This window comes from Halomicronema sp. CCY15110 (genome assembly GCF_016888165.1).
GTDB lineage: Bacteria > Cyanobacteriota > Cyanobacteriia > Phormidesmidales > Phormidesmidaceae > Halomicronema.
In genome coordinates this window covers 73398-87814 of the sequence record NZ_JACSWC010000435.1, presented here as the reverse complement: position 1 = coordinate 87814, position 14417 = coordinate 73398, and the positions used below count along the sequence as shown (strand labels likewise).

Genomic DNA, 14417 nt, shown 5'->3' with positions numbered 1-14417 from the left:
GAAGATAACTATTGGCTCTCTCTAGAGGGTTTGAAGGCCGCTTAAACTACCTGTCCACTTTCTTGAGTCAAGATCAATGTAGCGGTGAGCAACAACAGGCGCTGAAGCAAGCCGACGCTCTCAGTTGCCCAACAGCACCGCATTATGCTGAGGGGGCAGCAGTAGTCGAGATTGCTGTCGCTGGCAACTAATTGCTATGGCTAGTCAAAGGGCTGGCCTTTGTGAAAATCAGGTGGTCTTAGCTGACAATTGCTCGGCGTCGGTTAAGCGGTTGTCTTGATTTTCTAGGCCCGTGACTTTACCACGACCCATCTACCCGTAGTGGGATCGCGATACGAACTAAATGGGTTCTGTTTCAGCGGTCGGCGACAGGTGCTGGCCATCTCTTAACCAAATTCGAAAGATTTGTATCCTTAAATCGTATTTAGTTACGCGGCTCATTCCTGTGACGCTGATAAACCCACCCTGTGATTATGCTGCGGGTAGCATGTGATCCCACTCACTTTCCTGCACCGCTCGATGTGGCTAGCAAGGTGATTTTCAGGTTTGCAATACTTCCCCTGACAACTTCTGCCCCTCTCCTTAGGATCGCGACTGGTTGGCAATGCTGGGGCACCCGATGTTTGTGTTAGCTGAGCATGTTTTCCCCGGCCCACATGACCTTAGTGACTTGGGGTTAGGGATGACTCAGCATCATCAGGCACTGCAGTGACCTTGGCGGAGGCACAGAGATCGGCTAGTTGGCAGCGATCGCACTCCGGCTTGCGGGCATTGCACACCGCTCGTCCATGATAAATCAAGCGAATTGACCAGTTTTCCCAATCCGCTTGGGGAATGAGCTTCATCAAATCCTGTTCATTTTTTTTGGGATCGGTGTGCTTAGTGAATCCCATCCGACCGCTGAGACGCTTCACATGGGTATCCACCGTCACTCCGGCATTAATGCCAAAGGCGTGAGCCAAGACAACATTAGCCGTTTTACGGGCTGCCCCTGGCAGACTCGTCAACTCTGTCATGGTTTGGGGCACCTCGCCGCCAAAGTCCGTCACAATTTTACGGCAGGCATTCTGAATGTTCTTCGCTTTGTTGCGATAGAAGCCTGTGGACTTGACCAATTGCTCAATCTCCGCCAAATCCCCCTCTGCCATCGCGTGGGCATCGGGAAAACGATCGAACAAAGCTGGCGTCACCATGTTGACCCGCTCATCCGTACATTGTGCCGACAAAATTGTCGCGATTAGTAGCTGTACGGGGGTCTCATAATTAAGCGAGCAGGTCGCATCGGGATAGAGATGTTTGAGTCGAGTGAGCGCTTCCAATGCCCGCTTTTTCTTGGGCAGCAGCTTGCGGCGGCGGGAGCTCACTGTAGCAATTCCTGAAAGATCGCCAACTGTGAGGTATCACGCACGATCAGGAAGACGCCCAGACCCAGGAGTAAAACCAGCCCCGTCTGCATCACGTTTTCTTGGACGCGATCGGGCAAAGGCTTGCCGCGCAAAACTTCGATCAGCAGAAAAGCCAGCTGTCCACCATCCAGCGCGGGTAACGGCAAAATGTTGATGATGGCCAAGTTGATGCTGATGATGGCGGTAAAGGGGAAGAGGGTGGCCGCATTGGCCGCTACTAAGCCTGCCCCTTGCTCCACAATTTTGACCGGTCCCGCTACTTGCCCCGCCATCTGAGAGAAATTGGTGATGAGCATGGCAAAGCCCTGCACCGTTTGCAAGAGCATATCTTGAAATTCTCTCGCGGCAAGCGTGAAAACTTCGAAAACGGTGGTGGCGCGACGATACTCAAGCTCACCGTTGCGTTGTAATTGCACACCAATCACGGCGGTATTTTCAGGACTTAACTCTGGTGTGACTGTGAGAGCCAGAGTTTGCCCGTCACGCTCAATGGTGAGGTCGATGGGTTGATTGGGATTAGTTTGGATCAAATCAACGAATGATTTGACGGCGCTGTCTTCGGTGCCAAAGTCAGTTCCATTGGCCGACACAATGACATCGCCTGATTCGATCCCAGCTTGGGCGGCGGGTGAAGATTCGGAGATGACTTGAGGAATCAGAATGCCCGGTTCGGGGTTGAAAGCCTGGGGAATGCCGACTGATGCGAACTGAACGACGAATACCAAATAGGCGAACAGTAGATTGGCAATGACGCCAGCGCTAATGACGATCGCCCGATCCAAAATGGGGCGATTTTTCAGCAGGTTCGGGTCTTGGGGAGGAATCTCGCTTTCCGGATCGTCGTCAGGAAAGCCCACAAAGCCTCCCAACGGGATCGCCCGCAAGGCATATTCAGTTTCTGGCCCTTGGTACTTCCATAAAATGGGGCCAAAGCCAATGGAAAAGCGGTTAACGTGAATTCCTTGAAAACGGGCGGCCAGGAAATGTCCAGATTCGTGGACAAATACCAGCAGAGCAATGACGCCGATCGCGGCCAAAACGGACATAGATTTATTCAGTGTCGCAACAAATACGTTTTCCTATTCTATCTGCCCACACCATTTATCACCGCAAAACTTGTTTCGGGGATCGCGAACTGGTTGTTCGCTATGGATTTAAGACTGTGCAAGGCCGATCCCGAGGATTGGGTGCTACAGCCATTCACGGTTCAGGTAGGGCTGTAACACTTCTGGCACCTGCACCGAGCCGTCGGGCTGTTGATAGTTTTCCAAAATGGCGGCCATGGTGCGGCCGATCGCCAGCCCAGAGCCATTCAGCGTGTGGACGAATTGAGTGCCCTTCTTGCCCGTTTCTTTGAAGCGAATATTAGCCCGCCGGGCTTGATAGTCGCCGCAATTCGAGCAGCTAGAAATTTCACGATAGGTGCCAGAGGAGGGCATCCAGACTTCGAGGTCATAGGTTTTATTAGCGGAGAAGCCAAGATCGCCGGTGCAGAGTTCGATCACCCGATAGGGCAGCTTTAAGCCTTGCAGGATGGCTTCGGCGTCTTTGACCAGGGCTTGGTGCTCATCCTCGGAGGTTTCCGGACGGACGAACTTGTACATTTCCACCTTGTTGAATTGGTGCAGGCGAATAAGGCCCCGGGTGTCGCGCCCGTAACTGCCCGCTTCGCGCCGAAAGCAGGGGGTAAAAGAGCAGTAATGGAAGGGAAGTTCGGCGGCGGTGAGGATTTCGTCGCGGTGCAAGTTGGTGACCGGAACCTCGGCGGTGGGAGAAAGCCAGAGGTCGTCGTTTTTGCACTGAAAGCTTTCTTCCGCAAATTTGGGCAACTGTCCCGAGGCCGTTAGCGAGGCGGTGTTGACGAGATAGGGGGGAATGACTTCGGTGTAGCCGTGTCGGGTATGGCGATCGAGCATGTAGGTAATGAGGGCGCGCTCTAACGCTGCACCGACGCCCATCAGCGCCACAAATCGGCTTTGGGCAATTTTGGCCGATCGCTCAAAATTCAGAATGCCCATGCCCTCGCCCACTTCCCAGTGGGGCTTGAGAGCGGCGCTATCTTTGGGCAAATGTTCATCGCCCCAGCGGCGGACTTCCACATTTTCCGACTCGTCTTTGCCGTCGGGGGTGGTCTCACTGGGCAAGTTCGGAATGCCCAGGAGGATGGCTTCAATCTGGGCTTTCAGTTCTCGTTCTTGGGGTTCCAGTTCTCCCAGTTGCGCTTTGACTTGGTTGCCTTCCTCCCGCAAAGCAGCAACTTCGGGACCTTTGGGGTCAGCGCCTTCGCGAATTTTTTGCCCGACGGATTTGCCGATTTCGTTGCTGCGGGCTTGCAGCTGCGATCGCGTGCCTTCGATCTCGCGCTGTTGCTGATCCAGATCGATTACGGTCGGCAAATCGTAGTTCCCCCCGCGACGGTTGAGGGTGGCCTGCACCGTGTCAAAATTTTGGCGAATCGTTTTCAAATCCAGCACGCGATCGCTTCCCCTTATTGCACTCACCATCAGGAGGAGGCTTCCCTGCGCTGACCTGATCGACATGGCCAGTCGGCAGTTCAGAGCAGACCTCGCCCCATTTATTACAAGAATGTCAGGGTATCACGCCTTTGCCAAGATCACGGCGACTGGAGAAATTGCAACCCTGGCCTCGGGCTTTTATGTGGGTTCTGAGACTACAGACGTTGGGGTCAGCCAATCGCCAAATTCTTCCACAAAGCGATCGCTCAAAATCGCGGCCCGAATCTGCCGGGTAAAGCTCACTAACGCGGTGATGTTGTGGATTGATAAAAGCGTATGGGCGAGAATTTCGTGGGCGTGAATGAGATGGCAGAGGTAGGCCCGGGTGAAGGTGCGGCAGGTGTAGCAGTCGCAGGTTTCGTCTAAAGGGGTCAGGTCTTGGCGGAACCGGGCGTTCTTCAAGTTCCAGCGATCGCCCTGCACGATCGCGGTGCCGTGGCGGGCCAACCGGGTGGGAATCACGCAGTCGAATAAGTCCATGCCAGCGGCGATCGCCTGCACCATTTCGCGGTGGGTGCCGACCCCCATCAGGTACCGGGGTTTGTGGGTTGGCAGCAGCGGTGTTGTCGCGCGAACGATTTTTTCGATTAGTTCTGGTGGCTCCCCCACACTGACGCCGCCAATGGCGTAACCGGGCAAATCCAATTCAGTTAGGGCGGCGGCGGCCTGTTCCCGCAGATCCAGATAGACGCCCCCTTGCACAATGCCGAAGAGCGCCTGATCAGGTCGCTGGTGCGCGGCGATGCAGCGTTGCAGCCAGCGATAGGTGCGATCGGTCGCGACTTCGACGGCTTCCCGGCTGGCGGGATAGGGGGGACACTCATCGAAGGCCATAATTACGTCCGCGCCCAGGGCGTTTTGGATGCGAATAGATTCTTCGGGCGTCATGTTGATGATGCGACCATCGCGGGGCGATCGAAACTTCACTCCCGACTCAGAAATGGTGCGAATATCACTGAGGCTAAACACCTGGAAGCCCCCGGAATCCGTCAGCATCGGGCCATGCCAGCCCATAAATTGGTGTACTCCACCGGCCAGTTCCACCAAGTCTTCCCCCGGTTGGAGATGCAGGTGATACGTGTTGGCCAATACCATCTGTGCCCCAGTTTGCTGGAGTTGCTCAGGGGTAACGGTTTTCACATTGGCGAGGGTGCCCACGGGCATAAAGCGAGGCGTTTCGACGATGCCGTGGGGAGTCTGAAACTTACCTGCCCGAGCGGCGGTGTGGTTGCAGGTGGCTTCTACCTGATATTCAAACTGCTTCAACGTTTAGGACTCCAAGGCACAGGCTATTTAGGCTAGCGGCCCGTCGTCGTCAAGGCAAGCATCCCAACTAGCAGAAAGGGCTTCGGCCACAATTTCTTCGATCGCGGCGGCATCCAGGTCACGTTTTGCCTGCTCTTTGATGGGAGAGGTGAGCGGCACTAACTGTAAGCAGCGGCTTTCTTGAAACAGCTTGAAACAGCTCTGACCATCGGGCAATTTGTCGAGTTGAATGTAATCGAAGCTGTAAACGTTGAGATAAAGGCTCTGATTCGCGACCAGGGTAGAAACGCCCGGTTCAGCGAAAACGTCCATAACATAACCGGTGCCACTGCTGAGCACACCGTCTTCGTCCATATCTGTGTAGTTCACTTGCCCCAAATCACTGAGCAGTCTCAGCATGTCAGTTTTATTGACGACCAGGCCCTGATCAACCAAACATGGTGCAGGCACATTGGACAAACCAGCAGAATCGTGGGTCATTGGACTATCACAAATTCAAACTTTGATCCTTAAAATCACCAAAAAAGTTAGGTCATTTCTAAGGTCTATACCCAAGATAGTCGATCATTCCAGAATGGGACTCCGAAATGGGACGGTTTTCTAATTTTCAGCGGCGATCGCTTGAGTTGAATGATCAACTAAAACCTCATAACCCTTGTCTTAAATGGCTTTCAGATTTATCGGCAGGCGCGGTGAGAGGTGTGTCAGCTAGTCGCCAGCGCAATAAGTTTTTGCGATCGCGAGACAAAAGTAGCCGCCGGTCAAGTCTGTTTCAGAGCCGTGGCAAATGGTGGATTCCCGGCTCATATCAACTTCTCTAGTCGTATCGGCAATCGTCGTACGCTATATCTAGTAGCTAAAACGGGCAGCTGTCATTTTTTGGCTGCGATCGCAGATAGTTTGAGGACTCTAAAATATGTCGGTTTCAAACGATCAGCCGGATGATCAGATGCCGAATAAGCCGCTCCTATGGGGGCAGCAGTTGCTAGGGGCGGTGACTTTTTATACTCAAATTCCGATACCACACCACTGGTCAATGCGATTTGAGGGCATTGCTCGGTTTGCGCCCTGGGTTGGTTTAGGGATTGGGTTGGGGTTGGCAGCGGTGGATTGGGGACTCGCAACGTTGGCAATCCCGATCGCGTTGCGGAGCGCGGTGGTGGTGGCGTTGTGGCTCTGGGTGACGGGCGGGCTGCATTTGGATGGCGCGATGGATACCGCCGATGGCTTAGCGGTGCCCGATCCCAATCGCCGCCTGGAGGTGATGGCCGATAGCCGAGCCGGGGCCTTTGGGGTGATGGTGGCGATCGCCCTGCTGGGGCTAAAAACGCTGGCGTTGATGGATTTAGCAACCGGGCGCTGGATGGCGTTGCCCTTGGCGGCAGGCTGGGGACGCTGGGGCCAAGTGGTGGCGATCGCCCGTTATCCCTATCTGCGAGAGCAGGGCAAAGGCGCTTTTCATAAAACCCATGCCCACCCAACGACGGACTGGCTGTGGGGCTTGGTGCCACTCATTGGCGTTACCGGCTTGGCTGGGGCGATCGCGCCTGTGCCCGATCTTTGGCTGCTGGGAGTGACAATCAGCGGTGGTGCGATCGCTTTGGCCTTAGGCGCTTGGCTGCAATGGCAACTCGGGGGGCACACGGGCGATACCTATGGCGCGATTGTGGAGTGGACGGAGGCGCTGGTGTTGTGTGTGATGGTGGTTTTACAAGGGTGGGTGTGAGGGTGGATGGGTAGAAGGGTGGCCTGGGGACTGGTCTTGTGAAGTATTGAGAGCGGGCTGACTGGCGCTCAGGGCGATGTTCCCTCGCTATAGTTGAAACAGTGTTGGTGCAAGCATTAAGACGAGTTCGTTCATGGAAATTCCCTTGGTGGGTAAGGTGCGCCGTCCTGGTCTCTGGGTGGCGGGAGGGGTGACAGCGATCGCGGTGACATTAGGTGCGATCACCTTTGCCGTCCGCAGTCGGGAAGCTGGTTATGACTTGGCGGCGCTGACCGTCGCTGCCGAAACCACTGCGCTCACGGTACGCATTACCGCCAGTGGCACCGTTGAACCCGTACAGACGGTCAATCTGAGTCCCAAAACGTCCGGCATTTTAGAAGAACTGCTGGTGGAGCAGGGAGATGCGGTGACGGCGGGACAGTTGATGGCGCAGATGGAAAGCCAAGATGTGGCCGCATTGGTGCGGCAGCGGGAGGCGGCAGTCGCGGAAGCCCAGGCCAGCCTGGCGGATGTGCAGCGGGGCAGTGAGGCCGAAGCGATCGCCCAAGCGACGGCCCAAGTCGCCTCAGCCGAGGCCCAAGTGAGGGATTTGCGGGCACAGTTAGAGTTGGCGCGATCGCAGCTGCAGCGCAACCAGGCTCTGGCCGCCCAGGGGGCCATTTCGGCGAATGAACTGGATAATTTTGAGCAAGCGGTGCAGAGTGCCGAGGCCGGAGTTGAACGAGCGCAGTTTCAGGTGCGTGAAAGTGAAGAGCGACTGGCCGATTTGCAAAATGAGCCGCGCCCCGAAGCGATCGCCCAAGCCGAAGCCCGTCTCGCCCAAGCGCAAGCTCAGCTAGAGGCGGCGCAAGTCCAGTTTGCTGACACGCAAATTCGCGCGCCGTTTGCCGGCATCGTTACCCAAAAATTTGCCAATGAAGGGGCGTTTGTCACGCCGACGACTTCGGCGTCTAACGCCACCTCGGCTACCTCGACAGCCATTGTGGCGATCGCCAGCGATCTCGAAATTGTGGCGGAAGTGCCGGAAGCCGACATCGCCAAGATTCGACCGGGGCAACCCGTCGAAATCATTGCCGATGCCTACCCTGATCAGGTCTTTGAAGGTGCCGTGCGGCTGATTGCCCCGGAAGCGATCGAGCGGCAGAATGTGACTTTATTTCAAGTGCGCATTGAGCTGACCTCGGGGCAAGATTTACTGCGATCGAACATGAACGTGACCGTGGCGTTTATCGGCGATGCCCTCGCGGATGCCCTCGTCGTGCCGACGGTGGCGGTGGTGACCCAAGAGGGACAAGCCGGAGTCTTAGTGCCTGACGATCGCGATCGGCCCCGGTTCCGCCCGGTAACACTAGGCACCCAGGCAGGCAACCAAATCCAAATTATCGAAGGCATCGGCGAAGGTGATCTGGTCTTTGTCGATCTACCACCGGGGGAAACGTTAGAAAATCTCACTTTTGGTCGCGACGCCGCACCAGAAGAGGAACGCTAAACCATCGCTCAACGGTAGTCGTTGCATTGAGCCAGGCGTACCAGACGGTTGGAACCTATTAGTAAAGCGCAGGAGGGCAGAGCCACGGCAGCGTACCCGGGCTTCCAGTCATGCCGCCAAACGCTTTAAAGGCATCGGCGATGAGCGTTCTCCGCATCTTCTGGCCTTTTACTTTGCTGACGATCAACGCTCATGGCAAGGACTCTTTTCCCTGCCAAGGCACTTTGCATTTGTATCGCTCCGTAACAGGTGCAACTTTTCTTTAGGTAGGTTTTGTCATAGAGTTCTAAAAATTCTCGGGCAAATTACTGAGCCCGTTGTTCATTTGCTGGAAATTTTGCAGAGATGGTTAGCGACGCTGGCGAGTCGAAAAAATTCAACCTCAGACAGCTACTGCGCGACGATCGCTTCTGGAAGGTGGCCTTTCAGGTCATTACAGTCGTCGTCGTCGCCGGAATTTTGAGTTATTTCCTGTTCAACTTAAATGCCAACTTGGCGCAGCAAGGGTCAAGCTTTGGCTTCGGCTTTTTATCCAGTCCCGCTGGCTTTAGCATTGGCGAAAGCGTCATTGAATACCGCCCTAACGATGCCTACGGCAAGGCGCTCATCGTGGGCTTGGTCAACACCATCACCCTGGTGATTGTGGGGATTATGCTGGCCACCACCGCAGGGGTTGCGGCCGGTGTTGCCAGCTTTTCGCAAAACTGGTTAATCCATAAAATCAGTCGAGCATATGTGGGTTTGATTCGTAACGTGCCGCTGCTCTTGCAATTATTCTTTTGGTACTTCGCGATTTACGGTTTAATGCCCACCCCAGACGAGCAAATTAATGTCGGCAATTTGCTAATCGCGAGTAATCGAGGCATCTACGTTCCTTGGCCTAGTGCTAGTGGCGCTTGGGCCTGGCTACTGGTATTAATCGCTTTGGCGATCGCGGCTTCCTTTGTTTGGCAGTGGCGCATCAAAAAAATGGTTGAGCAGGGCGACTCGGGTCAGCAGCAGCTCATCATTCTTGGCGTCATGGCTTTGGTGGGCTTGGGCATTTTCTTCTTTGCTTTGGGCTGGGCACCACCCGAGGTGCTAGACGGCGGCGGCGCAACTGGCGGCCTGCGACTCTCGCGGGAATATGTAGCGTCGCTGACGGCGCTGGTGTTTTATACCGGAGCGTTTATTGCGGAAATTGTGCGGGCCGGGATTCAGTCTGTATCGAAAGGCCAGTGGGAAGCGGCGCGATCGCTGGGCTTGCCCTCTGGCCTATCCATGCGACTCGTGGTGTTTCCCCAGGCGTTGCGGGTGATCATTCCCCCGCTCAACAGCGAATTTATGAACCTGGCGAAGAACTCATCACTGGCCTTCGCCGTCGCCTATCCCGAGCTGTATTCCGTGGCGAATACCACTTTTAACCAGACGGGCCGACCGATTGAGGTCTTTGTAATTTTGATGGCGACTTATCTCATCATCAACCTCATGATCACTTTGGGGATGAATACGCTGAACCAAACCGTGCAGTTTAAGGAGCGTTAAACCATGACCACAACTACACCTGACAACATGTCAACCGCTCCTGCAGTAAAACGGCTGGGCGCTAGGGAGTGGCTAAAGAAGAATTTATTTAGCGACTGGGTCAACAGCATCTTGACCATTGTGGTGGTCTCGATTTTGGGCTATGGCCTTTTCAGTATGTTCACATGGGCAGTGACAGTGGCCCAGTGGGTCGTCATTCCCAACAATGTCGGCCTGTTTATGTCGGGTCTATATCCGATTGACCAATACTGGCGCATCTGGATCTTGCTGGGCTTGATGTGTGCCCTATCTGGATTGTCTTGGGGCGTCTTGGCCCGCAATCTGCCCAAACTCTTTAGCCGCAATGTGTTGATTGGTTTTGCCATCGTCGCGGCGGGGTTTGTGATTTTTCCGCCGACTCGGCCTAGCAGTCCCAAGCTGTTGCTGATGGTGGCAATCGTCGCCGGTATGGCCTGGGTGGGTCGCACTTGGGGACAAAAAGCATCCGGTTTGGGTACTTGGGTATCGTCCCTATGGTTTGTCGCTTACTTCGTTTCGATTTGGCTGATTGGCGGTGGCCCCTTTAGTCAAACGCTGCTGGCTGGCTTGATTGCTCTGGTCGTGGGATTAGGGGCAGGCTGGATCTTGAGGTCAAAGCTAGTTCCTGTGATTAATGAACGGGGGCAGCAAGCTGGGGAAATGGTGGCGATCGGGCTCTCCGCGATCGCTTCCTTAGCCTTGCTATTCGTGTTGCCAGGCATTCTATTCCAGTACCTGATTCCGCCGGTGGCTTGGGTGGTGGCGATCGCCGTCGTTGCCAGTTTGTTGGGCTTGGTGGTCTTCATCATTCCCCGCAGCTTCCAGGTCTCCTTGTGGGTCTTTGCCATTGGGTTTGTGGTCACCTTTGCAATTTTGCGATTAGTTCTGGGGTTTGTCGGGTTTTCGTTTGACCCGGTGAGTACCAACGACTGGGGCGGCCTGGTGCTAACGTTGCTGATGGCCGTGAGTGGCATTTCCCTCTGTTTTCCACTGGGAGTGATTTTGGCCCTGGGTCGCCGCAGCAGTTTGCCGGTGGTGAAATGGATTTCGATCGCCTACATCGAATTGATTCGGGGCGTGCCGCTGATTGCGATTCTGTTTATGGGTCAGGTGATGATTCCCCTGTTCCTGCCGGAAGGGATGCGCCCCGACCGAGTGCTGCGAGCCATCATCGGCTTGACCATTTTTAGTGCCGCTTATTTGGCCGAAAACGTGCGGGCCGGTTTACAGGCGGTGCCTCGGGGTCAAGGAGAAGCAGCGGCTTCTTTGGGCTTAAACACGCCACTGACCTTGAGTTTGATTGTGCTGCCCCAGGCGCTGAAGACGGCCATTCCGGCCATTGTCGGTCAGTTCATTAGTTTGTTCCAAGACACAACCCTGCTGGCGATTGTCGGCTTGGCGGAACTGCTGGGAATTAGCCGCTCGATTCTGGCGAACCCGAGTTATTTGGGGCGGTACGCCGAGGTGTATTTGTTTATCGGCATTATTTACTGGTTCTTCTGCTACGCCATGTCCCTCGGCAGCCGCAAAATTGAAGAACTGCTCAACACGGGACACTAACTGGCTTCGTGTAACAGTTGACAGCTCGAAAGTCAGCCGACCGGTATCCTGATGCACAATATGTATAGTTGTTGACCTGTGTCACCAATTTTGCTCCAGTGTGATTACCCCCCTCCTGACTATCCAATTCCTTAGGTATATAGAGATTTGACCCATGACTCAGTTTCAAACCGAGACCATTCCCGCTAGCAATCAAGCTGGCGAACCTGTAATCGTGGCGCAGGACGTGGAGAAATGGTACGACAACGGTTTCCACGTCCTCAAGGGCGTCAGTATGAACGTCTACAAGGGGGAGGTGCTGGTGGTGATGGGGCCATCGGGTTCGGGTAAGTCCACCTTTATTCGCACGTTCAACGCTCTAGAGCCTTATCAAAAGGGCAGCATTGAAGTCGATGGCATCAAAATTTCCCACGACTTGAAAAACATTGAAACCATTCGCCGAGAAGTCGGCATGGTGTTTCAGCAATTCAACCTGTTCCCTCACTTGACGGTGCTGCAAAATGTCACTCTGGCACCGATTTGGGTGCGGCACTGGCCCAAGGCCAAAGCGCAAGAGGTCGCCATGCAGCTCTTAGAGCGGGTCGGTATTTTGGAGCAGGCGCAGAAGTTTCCTGGTCAGCTCTCGGGCGGTCAGCAGCAGCGGGTGGCGATCGCCCGTTCCCTCGCGATGCAGCCCAAAGTGATGCTGTTTGACGAGCCGACTTCCGCCCTTGACCCGGAGATGGTGCGGGAAGTGCTGGACGTGATGCGCAAGCTCGCCACCGAGGGCATGACCATGGTCTGTGTGACCCACGAAGTGGGCTTTGCGCGGGAGGTGGCAGATCGCGTGGTGCTGATGGATGGCGGCTACCTGATCGAAGAGAACACACCGGAAGCGTTCTTTAGCAATCCGCAAGAAGACCGGACGAAGAAATTCCTGTCGCAGATTCTCTAATCGGGCGCAAATTCGGGAGTTGCCTGCGTAATTATCGCTAGCATGGGGGGTGGGCCATTGTGCCCACCCTTTTTGTGTGCTGGGGTGCGACCGCATGGCAGGCATTCAACCACTGCCGCCCGACATTGTGCAACTCATGGCGGCCGGAGAAGTGATCGACTCTCCGGCGGCAGTGGTACGAGAACTCGCCGAAAACGCCATTGATGCCGGGGCGACGCGCATTGTGCTTGAGGTGCGATCGCCGCCCTGGCAACTGCAAATGACCGATAATGGCTCCGGCTTAGAGGTGGCCGATTTGCGCCAGGTCGCCACGGCCCACAGCACCAGCAAACTCGCCCACAAAGCTGACCTCTGGAATATTCATAGCTTGGGCTTTCGGGGGGAGGCGCTGCACAGTCTGAGTCGCCTGGCGCGCCTGACTGTGTGCAGTCGCCCCCAAGCTCGGGCGGCCAGCGGTTTTTGCATGAGGTGAGATCGCACTGGCCGCCCCAATCAGGTCACGCCCGTGGCCATGGCTCCCGGCACCCGAGTGTTGGTCGAGGAGCTGTTTTATCCCATGCCGTCGCGGCGACAAGCGGGGTCTGAGCGATCGCAGTTGCGCGTGATGCAGCAAAGCATTCAGCACTTGGCCTTGTGTCATCCTCATGTGACCTGGCAGGCACTATTGAACGATCGCCCCTGGTTTACCCTGTGGCCGGGGGCCTCGGCGCTCAACCTGTTACCGCAGGTATTGCCCCGCCTGAACGTTACCGATCTGCGCGACCAGTGCCAGACTGTGGCACTACCCGACATCAACGGCAGTCTATACCTGCTGCTGGGGTTGCCCGATCGCTGTCATCGCCGTCGTCCCGATGGCCTGTTCACAGCGCTGAATGGTCGCATGATCGCGGTGCCGGAGCTCACCGAACAGATTTTGCGAGTGCTGCGGCGATCGCTGCCCCGTGATCGGTTTCCGGTGGTCTTTTTGCACCTGCAAGCCGCGCCCCACCACATCGACTGGCACCGCGCCCCGGATAAGTCCAAGGTCTATCTACAGCATTTGCCGCAGTGGTTAACCGGGGTAGAAACGGCCATTCAACACCTGTTGCAAACCGCTCAGATTGAGACCACTCCGGGCGACGGCCATCAACGCCTGACCCAGTTGCTCAAACTAGCTGAACCCGGTGGTCAGTACCAGACCGCCGATGAGGACGGGGACGACGTGCCCACTCCCCTGGGCCTGAAGGCGATCGCTCAAGTTCACCATCGCTACATTTTGGCGGAACACCCGGCGGGGCTTTGCTTAGTGGAGCAACATATTGCCCATGAGCGCGTGCTGTACGAGGCGTTGTGCGATCGCTGGGAAATCGTCGAACTGCCCGTGGCGATGACCCTGGCAAACCTGAGTGATCGCCAAGTGGAGCAGCTGCAAACTATTGGTCTGACGGTGGAGCCGTTTGGCCCGGATTTGTGGACAGTGCGCACGGTGCCCGCCCCCCTGCGCGATCGCCCCGACTGCGCCGCCGCCCTCCGCGAACTCAGCCAAACGGGCAATCTCGACAGTGCCCTGGTCGCTACGGCCTGCCGCACCGCCATCCGTAACGGTACCCCCCTCGAGCCCGCCGCTATGCAGCAGATTCTCAACGCCTGGCAGCGTACCCGCAAACCTCAGACTTGCCCCCACGGTCGCCCCATCTGCCTCACCCTCAATGAGTCGAGCCTCGCTCGCTACTTTCGTCGCAGTTGGGTCATCGGCAAGAGCCATGGTCTGGAGCCCTAACCAACCGAGTTCGAGATCAGGAAGCAGCGGCATTGTCAGCCTCATCCGCAGCCTGAATCTCCGCCATTGACGGGGAACATAACCGGATTTGGCTGCATCCGAACTGACGTTAAAAAATCAAAGGCCAGTCTTGACGCTGCACTGGTACTCAGCGGCCTTACGCCGAGCTGCACTCGCTGCTCAGGCTGCACTCGCAGCAACATAGTGTGCAGCTTCTCC

At 55.8% G+C, this 14417-nt stretch carries 11 protein-coding genes and 1 pseudogene; 7 read left to right on the top strand and 5 right to left on the bottom strand.

Annotated elements, in window-relative coordinates; all coding sequences use genetic code 11:
- Positions 1 to 662 precede the first annotated feature (662 nt).
- From nth to JUK32_RS26025, 5 genes are all read right to left on the bottom strand, one after another.
- Positions 663 to 1364 carry an endonuclease III gene (gene nth / locus JUK32_RS26045; protein ID WP_204141793.1) on the bottom strand — a complete coding sequence of 234 codons (702 nt, stop codon included), beginning with the start codon at positions 1362 to 1364 and terminating at the stop codon, positions 663 to 665.
- Positions 1361 to 2452, bottom strand: a complete 1092-nt coding sequence (gene rseP / locus JUK32_RS26040; protein WP_204141792.1) for an RIP metalloprotease RseP — start codon at positions 2450 to 2452, stop codon at positions 1361 to 1363. The genes nth and rseP overlap by 4 nt, the downstream gene beginning before the upstream one ends.
- A gap of 144 nt (positions 2453 to 2596) precedes the next feature.
- A complete protein-coding gene (serS, locus tag JUK32_RS26035; RefSeq protein WP_204141804.1) occupies positions 2597 to 3880 on the bottom strand; it encodes a serine--tRNA ligase in 1284 nt (427 codons plus the stop codon).
- Positions 3881 to 4060: 180 nt separating this feature from the next.
- Positions 4061 to 5188 carry a tRNA guanosine(34) transglycosylase Tgt gene (tgt, locus tag JUK32_RS26030; RefSeq protein ID WP_204141791.1) on the bottom strand — a complete coding sequence of 376 codons (1128 nt, stop codon included), beginning with the start codon at positions 5186 to 5188 and terminating at the stop codon, positions 4061 to 4063.
- Between the two features lie 27 nt (positions 5189 to 5215).
- Positions 5216 to 5668: a hypothetical protein gene (locus JUK32_RS26025; protein ID WP_204141790.1), complete on the bottom strand. Its 453-nt coding sequence runs from the start codon at positions 5666 to 5668 to the stop codon at positions 5216 to 5218.
- A 436-nt stretch (positions 5669 to 6104) separates the two neighbouring features.
- Here JUK32_RS26025 and cobS point away from each other — a divergent pair, with 436 nt between their 5' ends.
- The 7 genes and pseudogenes from cobS to mutL all read left to right on the top strand — a co-directional run.
- Positions 6105 to 6914 carry an adenosylcobinamide-GDP ribazoletransferase gene (gene cobS, locus JUK32_RS26020; RefSeq protein ID WP_239113104.1) on the top strand — a complete coding sequence of 270 codons (810 nt, stop codon included), beginning with the start codon at positions 6105 to 6107 and terminating at the stop codon, positions 6912 to 6914.
- 133 nt (positions 6915 to 7047) lie between these two features.
- A complete protein-coding gene (locus JUK32_RS26015) occupies positions 7048 to 8403 on the top strand; it encodes an efflux RND transporter periplasmic adaptor subunit (RefSeq protein WP_204141789.1) in 1356 nt (451 codons plus the stop codon).
- Between the two features lie 345 nt (positions 8404 to 8748).
- Positions 8749 to 9927, top strand: coding sequence for an amino acid ABC transporter permease (locus JUK32_RS26010; protein WP_204141788.1), 1179 nt, complete (start codon positions 8749 to 8751; stop codon positions 9925 to 9927).
- 3 nt (positions 9928 to 9930) lie between these two features.
- Positions 9931 to 11505 (top strand): amino acid ABC transporter permease, encoded by a 1575-nt coding sequence (locus JUK32_RS26005; protein ID WP_239113103.1) that lies wholly within the window; start codon positions 9931 to 9933, stop codon positions 11503 to 11505.
- Between the two features lie 154 nt (positions 11506 to 11659).
- Positions 11660 to 12439: an amino acid ABC transporter ATP-binding protein gene (locus JUK32_RS26000; protein WP_204141787.1), complete on the top strand. Its 780-nt coding sequence runs from the start codon at positions 11660 to 11662 to the stop codon at positions 12437 to 12439.
- A 94-nt stretch (positions 12440 to 12533) separates the two neighbouring features.
- Positions 12534 to 12911, top strand: coding sequence for an ATP-binding protein (locus tag JUK32_RS27785; RefSeq protein ID WP_239113101.1), 378 nt, complete (start codon positions 12534 to 12536; stop codon positions 12909 to 12911).
- A 12-nt stretch (positions 12912 to 12923) separates the two neighbouring features.
- Positions 12924 to 14198 (top strand): annotated as a pseudogene (gene mutL, locus JUK32_RS25995) (DNA mismatch repair endonuclease MutL); the annotation flags it as partial.
- Positions 14199 to 14417: the final 219 nt, after the last annotated feature.

Bases quoted from the DNA above. Each gene is read 5' to 3' on its own strand.
- rseP (WP_204141792.1), bottom strand. From the start codon at position 2,452: ATGTCCGTTTTGGCCGCGATCGGCGTCATTGCTCTGCTGGTATTTGTC.
- JUK32_RS26025 (WP_204141790.1), bottom strand. From the start codon at position 5,668: ATGACCCACGATTCTGCTGGTTTGTCCAATGTGCCTGCACCATGTTTG.
- cobS (WP_239113104.1), top strand. From the start codon at position 6,105: ATGTCGGTTTCAAACGATCAGCCGGATGATCAGATGCCGAATAAGCCG.
- JUK32_RS26015 (WP_204141789.1), top strand. From the start codon at position 7,048: ATGGAAATTCCCTTGGTGGGTAAGGTGCGCCGTCCTGGTCTCTGGGTG.
- JUK32_RS26010 (WP_204141788.1), top strand. From the start codon at position 8,749: ATGGTTAGCGACGCTGGCGAGTCGAAAAAATTCAACCTCAGACAGCTA.
- JUK32_RS26005 (WP_239113103.1), top strand. From the start codon at position 9,931: ATGACCACAACTACACCTGACAACATGTCAACCGCTCCTGCAGTAAAA.
- JUK32_RS26000 (WP_204141787.1), top strand. From the start codon at position 11,660: ATGACTCAGTTTCAAACCGAGACCATTCCCGCTAGCAATCAAGCTGGC.
- JUK32_RS27785 (WP_239113101.1), top strand. From the start codon at position 12,534: ATGGCAGGCATTCAACCACTGCCGCCCGACATTGTGCAACTCATGGCG.